Source organism: Brachyspira aalborgi, assembly GCF_008016455.1.
GTDB classification, from domain to species: domain Bacteria; phylum Spirochaetota; class Brachyspiria; order Brachyspirales; family Brachyspiraceae; genus Brachyspira; species Brachyspira aalborgi.
In genome coordinates, this window is record NZ_SAXU01000001.1 from 929582 (window position 1) to 943330 (window position 13749).

16 protein-coding genes are annotated in these 13749 nt (G+C 27.7%); 9 read left to right on the forward strand and 7 right to left on the reverse strand.

The annotated features are described in order from the left end of the window. Nucleotides 1–19 precede the first annotated feature (19 nt). The 4 genes from EPJ79_RS04150 to EPJ79_RS04165 all read left to right on the forward strand — a co-directional run bounded on the left by EPJ79_RS04150 (nt 20) and on the right by EPJ79_RS04165 (nt 2777). The gene (locus tag EPJ79_RS04150; RefSeq protein WP_147738549.1) at nt 20–247 is read left to right on the forward strand and encodes a hypothetical protein; all 228 of its coding nucleotides are present in this window, start codon (nt 20–22) and stop codon (nt 245–247) included. 7 nt (nt 248–254) lie between these two features. Then, nucleotides 255–824 carry a hypothetical protein gene (locus EPJ79_RS04155; protein ID WP_147738550.1) on the forward strand — a complete coding sequence of 190 codons (570 nt, stop codon included), beginning with the start codon at nt 255–257 and terminating at the stop codon, nt 822–824. Between the two features lie 38 nt (nt 825–862). Continuing rightward, on the forward strand, nt 863–1687 hold the full coding sequence (locus EPJ79_RS04160) for an alpha/beta fold hydrolase (protein WP_147738551.1): 825 nt from the start codon (nt 863–865) through the stop codon (nt 1685–1687). A gap of 568 nt (nt 1688–2255) precedes the next feature. Continuing rightward, nucleotides 2256–2777, forward strand: a complete 522-nt coding sequence (locus EPJ79_RS04165) for a hypothetical protein (RefSeq protein WP_147738552.1) — start codon at nt 2256–2258, stop codon at nt 2775–2777. A 134-nt stretch (nt 2778–2911) separates the two neighbouring features. Here EPJ79_RS04165 and EPJ79_RS04170 read toward each other — a convergent pair whose 3' ends face one another. The 3 genes from EPJ79_RS04170 to EPJ79_RS04180 all read right to left on the reverse strand — a co-directional run bounded on the left by EPJ79_RS04170 (nt 2912) and on the right by EPJ79_RS04180 (nt 6003). Next, entirely contained in the window at nt 2912–3781 is an 870-nt protein-coding gene (locus tag EPJ79_RS04170) for an Rpn family recombination-promoting nuclease/putative transposase (protein WP_147738553.1), read from the reverse strand. 170 nt (nt 3782–3951) lie between these two features. Continuing rightward, nucleotides 3952–4470, reverse strand: a complete 519-nt coding sequence (locus tag EPJ79_RS04175) for a DJ-1/PfpI family protein (RefSeq protein ID WP_147738554.1) — start codon at nt 4468–4470, stop codon at nt 3952–3954. A 39-nt stretch (nt 4471–4509) separates the two neighbouring features. After that, a complete protein-coding gene (locus tag EPJ79_RS04180) occupies nt 4510–6003 on the reverse strand; it encodes a glycogen synthase (protein ID WP_147560196.1) in 1494 nt (497 codons plus the stop codon). 169 nt (nt 6004–6172) lie between these two features. On the opposite strand from EPJ79_RS04180, the gene EPJ79_RS04185 reads away from it, so the two are divergent. Both EPJ79_RS04185 and EPJ79_RS04190 read left to right on the forward strand, forming a co-directional pair. Continuing rightward, nucleotides 6173–7636 carry a DUF4836 domain-containing protein gene (locus tag EPJ79_RS04185; RefSeq protein WP_244289065.1) on the forward strand — a complete coding sequence of 488 codons (1464 nt, stop codon included), beginning with the start codon at nt 6173–6175 and terminating at the stop codon, nt 7634–7636. Then, complete coding sequence (locus tag EPJ79_RS04190) at nt 7636–8361, forward strand: TlyA family RNA methyltransferase (protein ID WP_147738555.1); 726 nt, start codon at nt 7636–7638, stop codon at nt 8359–8361. Before EPJ79_RS04185 ends, EPJ79_RS04190 begins: the two co-directional genes overlap by 1 nt. Here EPJ79_RS04190 and EPJ79_RS04195 read toward each other — a convergent pair whose 3' ends face one another. Together EPJ79_RS04195 and EPJ79_RS11885 are read right to left on the reverse strand one after the other, a co-directional pair. After that, nucleotides 8362–9531, reverse strand: coding sequence for a cyclic nucleotide-binding domain-containing protein (locus tag EPJ79_RS04195; protein WP_147738556.1), 1170 nt, complete (start codon nt 9529–9531; stop codon nt 8362–8364). It lies immediately after the preceding gene. A 119-nt stretch (nt 9532–9650) separates the two neighbouring features. Further along, nucleotides 9651–9779: an RbsD/FucU domain-containing protein gene (locus EPJ79_RS11885; RefSeq protein WP_208745281.1), complete on the reverse strand. Its 129-nt coding sequence runs from the start codon at nt 9777–9779 to the stop codon at nt 9651–9653. Between the two features lie 22 nt (nt 9780–9801). On the opposite strand from EPJ79_RS11885, the gene EPJ79_RS04205 reads away from it, so the two are divergent. Genes EPJ79_RS04205 through EPJ79_RS04215 form a run of 3 tightly spaced genes read left to right on the forward strand, consistent with a single transcriptional unit; the run spans nt 9802 to nt 11167 of the window. Continuing rightward, entirely contained in the window at nt 9802–10119 is a 318-nt protein-coding gene (locus EPJ79_RS04205) for an FGGY-family carbohydrate kinase (RefSeq protein WP_274596009.1), read from the forward strand. Between the two features lie 52 nt (nt 10120–10171). After that, a complete protein-coding gene (locus EPJ79_RS04210) occupies nt 10172–10876 on the forward strand; it encodes an L-fuculose-phosphate aldolase (protein ID WP_021958588.1) in 705 nt (234 codons plus the stop codon). A 21-nt stretch (nt 10877–10897) separates the two neighbouring features. Further along, entirely contained in the window at nt 10898–11167 is a 270-nt protein-coding gene (locus EPJ79_RS04215) for an iron-containing alcohol dehydrogenase (RefSeq protein ID WP_244289066.1), read from the forward strand. A 241-nt stretch (nt 11168–11408) separates the two neighbouring features. Here the strand turns inward: EPJ79_RS04215 and prfB are convergent. Beyond that, nucleotides 11409–12513, reverse strand: a protein-coding gene (gene prfB, locus EPJ79_RS04220) for a peptide chain release factor 2 (RefSeq protein WP_167497315.1) whose coding sequence is annotated in 2 segments (ribosomal slippage) — nt 11409–12440 and nt 12442–12513 — 1104 coding nt in all. Because the reading frame shifts where the segments join, the coding sequence is not laid out codon by codon here. Between the two features lie 24 nt (nt 12514–12537). Further along, entirely contained in the window at nt 12538–13719 is a 1182-nt protein-coding gene (gene galK / locus EPJ79_RS04225) for a galactokinase (protein ID WP_147738558.1), read from the reverse strand. Nucleotides 13720–13749: the final 30 nt, after the last annotated feature.

Below are 13749 nucleotides of genomic sequence, written 5' to 3' on the forward strand. Positions count from 1 at the left end.
AATATCAACGGAGAATAAAATGGATAGCGATGGAGTTTATAGAAGAGTCAATATAAATAAAGTTATGGAGCAAATATTAAAAAATAATCCTAACTTAACCGAAAGCAAAGCGCAGGAGTTGGCTTTAATTATGATAAAAGAGCTTAATAAAAAAATTATTTCTATAGTTTTGGATTTTGAAAACGGCGAAGGCGATTTTATGTCTTGCTATTTTGAGGCGATAGAAAAAATTAATATCGGAAAGTAGAGGTTTTATGTTTCACTCTCTTAAAAATAGCGAACTTTTAAAAATAAGAAATAATATTTTTTTAGAATATGCTTTTTCATCTCTTCAAAAAAACGGATTTATAAAATCGCCTTTTTTAAACGCTAATTTCGGCAAACATAATCCGCAACTTTATATTTATGATATGTGTCGTTTAACAAATTCAAATCTTGAATGCATAACGACTTATATTACTTCAAGAGATAGATATATTAAAATTTATCTTAATATTTTTGAATTATCTCCAAAGCCTGAAAATATATTTGAGCTTAAAGATATAGACGGAATAAAATTTTATTTGCCGCCGAATAAGAAAAAAGAAGAAAGACTTGATATTGATATGTTAAAAACTATTCCGTTATTTAGTTATAGATTTTGGTTTGAAAATTATAAATTAAAATCTTTCCATACGAAATTTGGATTAAACATGGCGATAAAGAAATTGCAATTTATTATAGAAAGAGACATGAAAAATATTAACTATTTTATTGAAAAATGGCATTCATTTCATAAACCTAATATAACCGATTGGGAAGGAAATATAATTAAGCGTTTATAAATTATAAAATAAATAATAAAAGAGGTTGAATAAATAATATGTTTTACTCTTATAAAAATATTAAAATTCATTATCAACTTATTGGAAGCGGAAAACCTATTTTTATGATACATGGACTCGACTGCGATTTAAATTTAATGAAAGGTTGCTTTGAGCCGATTTTTAAAAATAAAAATGGTTATAAAAGAATATATATAGATTTGCCTGGAATGGGAAAATCCGAAGCTTTATTAGAATACGCGTCTTCTGATAAAATTCTCGATATATTGATTTCTTTTGCTGAAAATATTATTTCTAAAAATTTTTTATTAATCGGAGAATCTTACGGAGGATATTTGTCAAGAGGCATTTTATCAAAACTCGATTCAAAAATAGACGGCATGGCTTTATTATGTCCCGTTGTTATTCCAATTCATGCAAAAAGAGATGTTCCTAAAAATATTATAAAATTTGAAGATAAAGATTTTATAAATACTCTTAACGATTTTGAAAGAAAAACATTCGGTAAGTTTAGCGTCCTTGAAAATAAAAAAGTTTATAAAAGATATAAAAATGAAATTCTTTCTGGGATAAAAAAATGTAATAAGGATTTTATAGAATCGCTTTGGAAAAATTATTCTTTTTCTTTTAATGTCGATAAAAAATTGAAAAAAATTAAATTTAACAAACCTGTTTTATTTATGGCTGGAAGGCAAGATATATGCGTAGGTTATAAAGATTTATATAAATTGCTTGAAGATTATCCGAGAGCGACTTTTAGCGTTATAGATATCGCGGGACATAATTTACAAATAGAACAACCCGAATTATTTAATTCTTTAGTTAAAAATTTTTTAATAAGAATTAAAATTAATAAAATATAAATGAAAATTTTTTAATTATTTAAAATAAACGCTTGAAATATTTTTAAATTAAAAATATTTAAATTAATTATATTGACATTATTTTAAAAAGATTGTATAATAACAATTAATAAATATTTAAATTATTTTGTTGACAAAAAATTTTTAATGCTATAAAATATTATTAAATTAATTAAAAATAAATAGTTGACAATTTTTTTAAATATTTTATAATGTTATTAAATTAATCAATATTGAAAAAAAATTAAATAAACTATTGACTAATTTTTTAAATGTTGTATAATTTAATTGTAAAATGTTTGCCGAGAAATCGGTGAGGAAAGTTTAATATGAACATTACAATGAATAAAAATACTGTAATTTTGTTAAGCAAAGCAAAGCAAAGCAAAGCAAAGCAAAGCAAAGCCATAATTATATCTTAAATAATTATTTTAAATTTCTATTTCAAAAATATTTTTTACATTTAGTTAAAACTTTTTTAACTTCAATCAACTTTGATAGCTTATCAAGGAAAATAAAAAGTCCTTGTTTAACTATAAAAAAATTTATATCAAAAGGAGTGTGCAATATGAAACACACAAAAAACATTCTTAAATCTTTATTGATAACGGTAATGGCTTTATCGTTATTGGCGGTTAGCTGTAAAAAGGACGAAGGCGGCACAAAAACGCCAACTACTCCTACAATTCAAAAAATAACCGATGCTGATTTAACTAGCACACTTAAAGCGCTTGGAGCATTAGGTGATACATCAACCACTGATATAGATTTTTCAAAAATGACGAACCCAGAAAATGGAAGCGCTAATATAACAAAAGGAGCAAGTGAAAGTAAAAGTTTAACAAAAGTTAAAGGAACTATACAAACCGTATTTCAAACTCCATTAACTCCAGTTTCTGTAACTGTAACTTTTGATACTGCAGCTGCAGCAGGTAATCAAACTGATTTAAAAGTAACTATAGTCTTTACTGCAAAAAGTGGTTTTGAATTTGATACTACAATAACAGGCGGAACTAAATATACTTACAATAAAGATAAAACAGCTACGCTAACACTAAATATTAAACCCGCTGCTGCTTGGGAACAATAATTAAATAATTTTAAAATTAATTAAAAAAACAAAATAAAGATTTGAAGCCCTATGTTCTTTATGAGCATAGGGATTTTATTTTTAAATAATGAAGATAATAATTTATTTTTATTTGTTTGGATAAGGTTTATAAATTATAATTTTTCAATTTCTTTTATTGTTAAGCCTGTATTTTCGCTAATAAATTTTATATCTAAACCTGCTTTTTTTAGATTTTTGGCTATCAAAATTGATTTGTCTCTTTCTCCTTCAATTTTTCCCTCTCTTCTACCTTCTTTAATTCCTTCTTGTCTTTCTTCTTTAAGCGTTATTTGTTTATCATATTGATAAATTTCTTTCTTCTCATACTCCGACATCATTAATCGACTTCTAATAAAATTATTATATCGTTTATGCGCTTCTTCCATTATAGGTTTTTCTTTTACTATTTCTGACATATATTCCTCCATGTTATTAGTTGTAAAAAATCCAAGCCAATAATTTAAATCCTTTTTTAAATCATTATCCTTGAATTTAAATTTTTTTAATTCTATTATATGTATTTGCAAATGGTCTGTTAGCAACCTTGCATTTTTTGTATCATAAATCATATAACAGCTATGCACATTTTTATCGTTTTTATTAAGATTAAAATTAAGAAGATTGATACTTATTACAGGCGTTAAGTCTTCATACTCTTCGCCTTTCTTTAAAAGTTTGCTATAATTTGCCGCCCAATAATAAAGTATTCTTTCGGGAAATCTCGAATTGCCTGAAAGTTGAACCTCAATTATAACGACAGTTCCATTCTTTGTAATGCATTTCACATCAACGATTGTCTCTTTATCATTGTAATGCTTTTTTAAATTAAAAGGATTTAAAATTTCAACCGCTTTAAAAGTTTTCATGTCTGCGCTAATCATAACGGCATTTATAAAGTCAAGTAAAACTTTTTCTCCACCTTTGTCCGTGAAAAAATACCGAACGAAACAATCATTTAATGCATTAAAAGGTTTTTTATTCATAAGAATATTATAACAGAATAATTTTATTTGTCAAAATTTAAATTGAATTTATAAAATTTTCTATATAATAATAAAATAGAGATTTAACAAAAACCTCTATATTCAAAAAATTATAGTTTTTTTTATTTTCTAATATGTCATTGTAAACGAAGTAAAGCAATACAAAATAATTAATTTTTCAAAACATTAATCAAAGTATTCGCAAATTCTTTAGCCGACTTTGAACCTTCCGCCGTTATAATATTTCCCGTAATTACCACATTATCTCCGACTATATCCGCTTCGCCATGTCGAACATGAGATTCGTCCGCAGTTGAACAAGTGGCTTTAATATTTTTTAGTATTCCCGCATTAGCCATTATAACGACTCCGCTTCCAATTCCCGCAACAATTTTTTTATTTTCTAAAAACAATTTTGCAAGTCCCTGCGCTCGCCAATCGTCCCATAATGTAATGCATCCTAAACCACCGACAAATATTATAGCGTCAAAATTTACGGTATCAACTTCGCTAAATAAAAGCTCTATATTAACGGAACTTCCCAATTTGCCTTGTCCTTCGCCGATTATTGAGGAAGAGATTTTTGTTTTATATCCGTTATTTTCAAATATTTTTTTCGTTTCAAAATATTCTTCATCTTGAAAATTTTTATAAGCCATTACATATAAAATATTATTTGTTTTTTCCATGACTTTTTCTCCTAGAGATTATCATTATAGAAATTATGATTATAAACTGCACATATCGTCATAATTTCTTTTATTCGCTATAGCAAGCTCATAGGCTTTAATATATTCTTTTGCGCTTTTTTCCCAAGAATTATCAATTTTCATTCCTCTTAATTGCATTTTCTTAAATCTTTCGGGATAGTCATAATAAACGCTTATAGCCCAACCTATAGTATTATATAATGCCGAAGAAGTGGCGTCATAAAATTTAAATCCCGTGCCTTCTCCCGTCTCTTCATTATAATTTTCAACCGTATCTTCAAGTCCGCCCGTAGCATGAACAATAGGAATAGTTCCATATTTTAGAGAATACATTTGATTAAGTCCGCAAGGCTCAAATAAAGAAGGCATTACAAACATATCCGCTCCCGCTTCTATCAAATGCGAAAGTTCATTATTATAGCCAATATAAGAACCTACTCGTCCAGGATATCTTTTTGGCAAATCTCCAAAGAAACTTTCAAGTCCTTTATCTCCCGTTCCTAATATTACAAATTGCATTTTCATGTTATTCATTAAATAATCTATTATTGAAGCTATAAATTGATAACCTTTTTGGTCCACAAATCTGCCAATCGCTCCTATTAATGCAACTTTATCGTCTTCTTCAAGTAAAAATCTTTTTTGTAATTCTCTCTTGCATATTTTTTTACCTTTCATATTTTTATCAGAAAAATTAGCGGGAATAAATTTATCTTTTTCGGGATTCCAAACATTTTCGTCTATTCCGTTAAGAATTCCAAAAAAGCTTGTAGTTTTATTTTGTAAATAAGGCGCCATTCCATGCCCGCCGTAAGGAGATGATATTTCTTTAGCGTAAGTCGGACTAACCGTCGTCACGACATCCGAAAAGAATATTCCGCCTTTAAGCAAATTAATATTTCCATGGTCTTCAAAAGTATCGGGACTATAATTATTCCAACCTAAACCTAAATAATCATAAGTAGTTGAAGAATTATAAATTCCTTGATAATTTGCATTATGAATTGTAAGCAAACTTGCGGCTCGTCCAAGCTCATTGCTCCAATGCCAAGTTTTTATATAAGCGGGAATAGCCGCCGTCTGCCAATCGTTTACATGAGCGATATCGATATCTAATTTTAAATCTCTGCATAATTGCAAAGCCGCCATTGAAAAAAATCCAAATCTCCAAGCGTTATCTTGATAATCGTTAAAAACATTATCATGATAAAGTCCTTCTCTGCTAAAAAAATTATGATGTTCTATAAAATAAAAATCAACTTCGTTATAAACCGTTTTAAATACAGAACACCATTCTTCGCCGTTTCCCATACGAACGCACATAGTCGGAAGAACATTTTCTAAATAACAGTCCTTAAAATCAATATCTCTATATTTTGGAATAACGACAAAAGCCTCTACTCCAAACTTTTTTAAATATATCGGCAGAGAACCCGAAACATCGGCAAGTCCGCCCGTTTTTATAAAAGGAACGGCTTCAGAGGCCGCTATCATTACTTTAAGTTTAGGCATAAAAACTCCTTTATTATTATAATATACTATTTTATTTAAAAACTTTCAAGGCAAAATTTTAATTAATTATAAAAAATAACTCTTGACTTTTAATTATACTCTAATATAATAAATATATTCTTAAATAAAGCTATGATTTTAGCGATTATATTTTTTGAGGAGATTTAAAATGATTACTACAATAAAAAATAAAATAGTATTAACGGCAGTTTTATTTATAACCGTTTTCTCAATTTCGGCTTATGCGGTAGATAAAAAATATATTCCAAATACCGCCAACGCCGCAATTTCTTTTAGTTTAGATAATTTATCTAAAAAAGCGGAAGGCGATTTACAGCAAATATTTAATTCTTTATTTATGCAGAAATTTGCTGATAATTATTTGGGATATAGAGACGATGAAGCGGTAGCCGAAATTATGACTAATAAACTCGCTCAATTATTTGATTTTTCAAAAGCTTCAAAAATTATTTTCCTAAACGATTATAAACAATCGTCAATAATAATAGATATTTTGGATATAGCCGAACTTGATAAACTTATGATTAAAATGGCAAGTCAAGAAGATAAATTAATTTCTTTTTCTGAAAATGAAAAATACAGATATTTAAGCCTTGATGAAAATATATTAATGTCTTGGAATAACGAAGTATTTGTTTTGTCTTTAAGAGGATTAATTTTTGAAGACGATTTAAATATAAAAACTTCTGCAGATATTATATTTAATTCTGATTCTCTTGAAAACGAATATTTTATTTCTTTAGAAAACGACACTAACGATTTTTACGCTTGGGCTGATTTGTCTATTTTATCGGATAGCGAAAGTTCTTTATTTGAATTATTTGGAAATATGCCAGAAGATATTAAAGATATTTATAAAGGCGGAATTTTAACTGCAAAGGTTAATTTTAATGACGGAATCGCCGATATGATTTTTGACACTTATCTTCAAAATAATGATTATGATATTCTATCTACTAAAAAAGAATTGCCCGAAAAAGAATTATTAGAAAATTTATACAAATTCGTAAACGGAGATAAAAATTACGGATTCTTATCGTTTAGATTTAATAGTTCTTCTACGCTTGTAAAATCTTTTATAAGTTCATTTGTTAACAATGAAATTTCATCTCAATTACTTGAACTTTGTGACGGAGATATTTTTGTTTCGGCTTGGGATACAGAAGAAGAGAATACGGCAATATTATTTTCAATGTCGATAACGGATGAAGAAAAAGTTAAAAACGCTTTGAAAACTTTTTCGTCTGAACAAGAAGGCGAAATTTATAATATATACGGCGATTATTATTATATAAATAATTCTATTCTTTATATGGTTACTGAAGAAAGCGTTATTAATTCTATAGCGAAAGGAGAGACTCCTAATTCTACATTGGACGAAGACAAATTAAAATTGGCAAACGATAATATGCTTTCGCTTTATTTTAATTTTAATACCGATTTGGGATTATTATTCGATTTAGAAAAATATATAGGAGAATTTGATTCTTTATCTTTAACTTCAAATATTTTAGATAATAATCATACTCAAACTATAGTTAAAGTTGACGCTAAAGATAAAACTAAAAATATTCTTATTATTATAAAAACTTTAATTGAAAATATTAAATAGTGAGATTAGACGAATATCTTTTTAAGAACGGTTATACCGAAAGCAGAGCTAAAGCGCAGGATATAATACTTGCAGGTTGCGTTTTTGTAAACGATATTAAAGTTACTTCAAAAGCTCAAAATATAAAAGATATCGATAAAATTAATATTATTCAAAATAGAAAATATGTTTCCCGTGCGGGCAGCAAATTAGAAAAAGCTTTTTTTGAATTTGATATTTCGGTTAAAGATAAAATATGTTTGGATATCGGCTCTTCTACGGGCGGTTTTACCGATTGCCTTCTTCAAAACGGCGCTAAAAAAGTTTACGCTTTGGATGTCGGACATAATCAATTAGTTTATAAATTAAGAAACGACAAAAGAGTTGTATCGATTGAAGACTTTAACGCTAAAAATATAAAAAAAGAAATGTTTGAAGAAAATATATCCGTTATCGTAAGCGATGTTTCTTTTATATCGATAACAAAAATAGCTCCCGTTATTTATAGAGAATTTGAAAATTTTGAATTTTGGATTAGTTTAATAAAACCTCAATTTGAAGCGGAAAAATCGGAAATATCAAAAGGCGGAATAATAAGAGACGATAAATTAAGGGAAAGTATTTTAAATAAAGCTATAAAAAAAATTGAAGAAATAGGATTTAAAGAAATAAAAAAAACTATCTCGCCTATAAAAGGAGCTAAAGGAAATATAGAATATTTGGTTTATTTTATAAGAAATAATTGATTATTTATTTAATATTCTATGACTATAAAGATTATATTCTTCGTAAAATTCGTCTATATTATTTATTATTAAATTTCCGTTTTCAGATATGGATAAAGATTTTATTTTAGTTAATTCATTTTCAACGATTTCATTATAATCGACTCCGATAATAGAACAAATATCGTAAATATTGTAAGGGAATTTTATTTTTTTAATATTTTTAAATAAAAGTTCCGTTTTTATAAGAGCGTCTATAATTATAATAAATTTACTCGCTATATTATTAGCGTTAAAGGCTTTTATTCTCAATATCGTGCCGTATATTCTTATGCTCATTATTTTTATTAAATATAATCTTATATTTTTATCCGTAAGCATTAAATTTAAAATCTCTTCTCTTTTTATCGATTGAATAATAGAATCTTGTAAAATTATAGCCGTAGTCGATAGAGATTGACTTTTTGAATTAGGTTCGTATCCGTTTATAATATCGCCGTCTATTGCGACTCTTCTTGTAACTTGTTTTGAATTAAAAATATTATAAACTCCGACTTTTCCGTATTTTATTATATATAAATAATCGCTGCTTTTAAGTTCGTTGTATAGACAATAGCCTTTTTTATATTTATAAATATTATTTTCTATGAGTTCTGGTTCTTCGATTGGCTTTATTTTAGATAATAATTCGTTTACAGTTTCATTATTTTCGTTGGATTCTTTATATTTATTAAATAATTTATAAGCCGCATCGTAAAATCCATTATTATAATATATTTTTCCCATCTCAACAATATCCGATATTTTCGGTTTTGTTTTAATATAAGGTTTATTCGCTTTATTTAGAAAATAATAATATCTATCAAGCCATCTTTCAAGATTGAGAATTAAATAATTATATATTTTATTTATTATGCTTTGATTATTTATATTTTCTATTTCTTGAATATTCATTTCTAATAATTCCGTATCTTCCAAAGCCTTTACCGTAAAAATAAAAGGTTCGTTAATTACCGCGTTATAAAATCCTATAATATCTCCTTCTTTATATTGAAAAGTATAATTGTCTGCAAAATAACTATACGCTTCAACTTTTCCTTTAATGATTATATAAAACATATATTTAGGTTCTTGTCCGTCTATAAATATTATAGAATCTTTTTTAAATTTGACAGTTTTTGAATTACTCATATTTACAAACTCATTAATATAAAATATTATTTTTTAATTATATAAAATATAAACCAATAAATATGGAATAGATAAAATATAAATATACGATTTGTTTATAAAAATAAATAAATTCTATTTTATTGAAAAAGCACAACGCCTTTTTTTAATATAATATTCGCGTATATTTCAAGTTCGCTTGTAGAAACTATAGCGTAAACATTTTTATATATATTATATATAATATATAAGTAATTTTTTAAAAAAATAAGCCTATTATCTCAAGGAATTATTGAAAAAAAAGACAGAGGAATTATAATATCTTCTGTTTATAATTCTTTATCCGATAGTTATGCAAAATACATAGAAAGTCTTAAAAATATTTTGCAAAAAGATATAAACTATTTGCATATAGTCGGAGGAGGAAGCAGAGATAAATTGATTTGTAAATTAACTAAAGATAAAACTAATATAAAAGCGTTTGCCGGTCCCGTAGAATGCACGGCGATAGGAAATATATTGGCTCAATTTAAATCTTTAGGTTTATTGAAAAATGTTAAAGAAATGAGAGAATTAGTAATAAAAAGTTTTGATATAAAAGAAATATAATTTTATTTGTAAAAGTTTAATTAAATATATTTTTTAAGGAGAAATAATCAATATGATTAAAAAAAATAATAATTCTAATAATAACAGAAAAGATTTGTCTAAACAGATAATAGCCGCATGCTTAAAAATGCGCGAGGATGGAGTAAATCAAGGAACTGCGGGAAATATAAGCGTTAGATTTAAAGACGGAATGCTTATAACTCCTTCGGGAATGCCTTACGAGATTATGAAACCTGAAGATATAGTTTTTGTTAATTCAAAAGGCGAAGCCGAAAAAGATAAAATCCCTTCAAGCGAATGGAGATTTCATTTATCGATTTTAAAAGACAATCCAAATTTTAACGCCGTTATTCATAATCATGCTGTTTATTCTTCTATGGTTTCTATACTCAATATTGATTATATACCCGCAATACATTATATGGTTGGAGTCGCGGGAGGAAATAAAATTCCTTGCGCGAAATACGCAACTTATGGAACGCAAGAATTATGCGATAATATTTCAATAGCAATGAAAGGTTATAAAGCCTGCATATTAAATAATCATGGTTTAGTCGCTTCGGATGAAACTTTGCAAAAAGCTTATCATGTAATGATGGAAGTTGAAAATTTGGCAAGATTATATATCGGAGTTAAAACCATAGGAAATTTTTCTATTTTGCCTGATAGCGAAATGGAAATAGTTTTAGAGAAATTTAAAAACTACGGCTTGAATGTAAAACATAAAATAAAATCTAATAAATCAAATAAAAAATAAATTAACAAAAGGAGAATTAAAATGGCTAGATTTATTTTAAACGAAACAAGTTATTTTGGAGCGGGAATTAGAAACGAACTTTCTAACGAAGTTAAAGCGAGAGGTTTTAAAAAGGCGCTTTTAGTTAGCGATAAAGTTTTGGATTCCTGCGGAGTATTGCAAAAAGTAAAGGATGTATTGGATAAGGGCAATATATCTTACGAAACTTTTTTAGATATTAAGCAAAACCCTACGATTAAAAACTGTAAAGACGGACTTTCTGTTTTTAATATTTCTATAGCCAATCTTTGATTTGAGTAAAATATAGAATCAAAATAGATTTTATCTTTTAATATATTTTTAACTATATTATATCCGCTTTGAATATCGTTAAAATTCCCGTAATCAACTCTATTTTCCTTAATTCGTAAAAATCTATAAATCAGTTAGAATTATAGAATAATATATAAAAAATCGATAAATTAACTTATATTAATAATTCTATAATCTAAAGTTTATTTAAATATAAATTATTATCTTAATATTAAAAATATTATTTCTTAATCTTCCACTTCAAATAAGCCGATATAAACTCGTCAATATTTCCATCCATTACCGAATTCATATTTCCGCTTTCATAACCCGTCCTCAAATCTTTAACTAATTGATAAGGCTGAAAAACATAACTTCTTATTTGATTTCCCCAAGCAATATCTGTTTTCTCTCCCGCTATTTTTTGTTTTTCTTTATCCAATTTTTCTTTTTCAAGCTGATATAGTTTAGCCTTAAGCATTTTCATTGCCATATCTTTATTATTATGCTGACTCCTCTCCGCCTGACATTGAACGACAATATTTGTGGGAATATGAGTTATTCTTATAGCCGAAGAGGTTTTATTAACATGCTGTCCTCCTGCTCCCGAAGCTCTATAAGTGTCTATTCTCAAATCTGCTTGATTTATATCGACTTCAATATCTTCGTCTATATCTGGCATAACGCTAACGGCTACAAATGAAGTATGTCTTTTAGCGTTGGCATCAAAAGGCGATATTCTAACAAGTCTATGAACTCCTATTTCAGAACGCAAATATCCGTAAGCGTATAAACCTTGAATATAAAAACTTATCTGTTTTATTCCAGCCTCGTCTCCTGGAAGTTCGTCAGTAGTTTCGACAGTCCATCCATGCCTTTCGCAAAATCTCACATACATTCTTGAAAGCATTGAAGCCCAATCGCAGCTTTCAGTTCCGCCAGCTCCAGCGTTTAAAGTTAAATATGCATTTTTGCTATCAAATTCGCCCGAAAATAAATTTTTAGTTTCAAGCTCTTCAAAAACTTTTTGTAATTCTAAACATTCGCTTTCTAATTCCGCTTCCATTTCATTATCGTTTGAGTTTATGGCAAGTTCGGTAAGTTCGTATATATTATTTGAATTTTTTATCAGATTATCAACGGGCTCTATTTTATCAAGCAAAAGCATTCTCTCTTTCATCAATTTTTGAGCGGAAATATTATCACTCCAAAAATCGTCTTTTGCCGAAATTTCGTCAATCTCTTTTACTCTTTTATAAATCGATTCTGGGTCAAAGATACCCCCTTAAAATTTTAGCCTGCTCTTTAATATTTGATACTATATTTTTTATCTCTGATAATGTCATATTAATTCCCCAATACTAATAAAATTATTCTTCAATAGGAAGGATTCTCGCTCCATTTGAAGGCTTTACTATATAAACATCGGCATCTCTTCTCGTTTTTTCCTTATATTTTGAATAAAGATTTTCTATAACATTTTCAACTTCGGTTTTCTTAAGAAACATTAAAACTCCTCCGCCAAATCCCGTGCCAATCATACAAACTCCCATAACTCCGTCCATATTTATAGCCTCTTCAACTAAAATATCCAATTCTGCAGTTGAGACTTCGTATAATTTGCTTAAACCGTCATGCGTTTTTAGTATTAAATTTCCCAAATCTTTAACAGAGCCTTTTTTAATAGCTTTGACAGCTTGATTGACTCTATCTTGTTCAGCAGAAACATATAAAGCCCTTCGCATCTCCTTATTTTGAAGATTCGATTTTATAAACTCCGCGTCTTTAGGTTTTAAATCGCATAATGATTTTAAGTTTGGTTTTTTCTCTTTAAGTTTTTTAAAAGCGTTATCGCATTCTCTTCTTCTCGCGTTATATTCGCTATCGCTTGAATTTCTTTTTTTATTGCTATTTATAACCGCCATACAATATTCGCCCAAATTAAAATCTAAATATTCGTATTCTAAAGAGTTCATATTAAAGAAAAATACTTGATTCTCTTTTCCCATAAAAATTGTGACATGGTCGGTTAAAGAAGTTTTTTGAGATGCAAACTTTTTTTCGCCTTCGTAAGATAATTTAGCCATTTCCAAAGGCTCTATATCGGATATTCCGTTTAAATCCAAAATAGCGTAAGTCAAACAACCGCATAAAGAACTTGAAGAAGCCAAAGAAGTATTAAAAGGCAAATCGGTATAAACATAAATATCAATGCCTGCTACTTTGTAATCTTTTTCAATTAAGCTTGAATATACTCCCTTAAAATATACAAGCCATTCATCTTCTTTAGTTTTTTCCAAATCGTCTAAAGAAAATGATTTTCTCGCCTTAAACGAATGAGCGTAAATATTTACTTTAGAATCAGGACGCTTTCTTGCGACAATATAAGTTCCTCTGTCTATAGCCGCGGTTATAGTATTTCCTCCTGAGTAATCTATAAGCTCTCCGATTACGGTAACTTTTCCAGGCGCAAAATATAATTTAGCTTCGCCTTTGTGTCCGAAGATTTCTCTAAATCTCTCTACTATTTTTAAATGTAATTTAGGTATCATAATTTATCCCATAAAAAATTAATTGAAATA

What these genes read in the sequence shown, in the direction of transcription:
- EPJ79_RS04180 (WP_147560196.1), bottom strand. Translation starts at nt 6,003, where the DNA reads ATGCCTAAACTTAAAGTAATGATAGCGGCCTCTGAAGCCGTTCCTTTT.
- galK (WP_147738558.1), bottom strand. Translation starts at nt 13,719, where the DNA reads ATGATACCTAAATTACATTTAAAAATAGTAGAGAGATTTAGAGAAATC.
- EPJ79_RS04165 (WP_147738552.1), top strand. Translation starts at nt 2,256, where the DNA reads ATGAAACACACAAAAAACATTCTTAAATCTTTATTGATAACGGTAATG.
- EPJ79_RS04195 (WP_147738556.1), bottom strand. Translation starts at nt 9,531, where the DNA reads ATGAGTAATTCAAAAACTGTCAAATTTAAAAAAGATTCTATAATATTT.
- EPJ79_RS04155 (WP_147738550.1), top strand. Translation starts at nt 255, where the DNA reads ATGTTTCACTCTCTTAAAAATAGCGAACTTTTAAAAATAAGAAATAAT.
- EPJ79_RS04185 (WP_244289065.1), top strand. Translation starts at nt 6,173, where the DNA reads ATGATTACTACAATAAAAAATAAAATAGTATTAACGGCAGTTTTATTT.
- EPJ79_RS04215 (WP_244289066.1), top strand. Translation starts at nt 10,898, where the DNA reads ATGGCTAGATTTATTTTAAACGAAACAAGTTATTTTGGAGCGGGAATT.
- EPJ79_RS04175 (WP_147738554.1), bottom strand. Translation starts at nt 4,470, where the DNA reads ATGGAAAAAACAAATAATATTTTATATGTAATGGCTTATAAAAATTTT.
- EPJ79_RS04150 (WP_147738549.1), top strand. Translation starts at nt 20, where the DNA reads ATGGATAGCGATGGAGTTTATAGAAGAGTCAATATAAATAAAGTTATG.
- EPJ79_RS04170 (WP_147738553.1), bottom strand. Translation starts at nt 3,781, where the DNA reads ATGAATAAAAAACCTTTTAATGCATTAAATGATTGTTTCGTTCGGTAT.
- EPJ79_RS04160 (WP_147738551.1), top strand. Translation starts at nt 863, where the DNA reads ATGTTTTACTCTTATAAAAATATTAAAATTCATTATCAACTTATTGGA.
- EPJ79_RS04210 (WP_021958588.1), top strand. Translation starts at nt 10,172, where the DNA reads ATGATTAAAAAAAATAATAATTCTAATAATAACAGAAAAGATTTGTCT.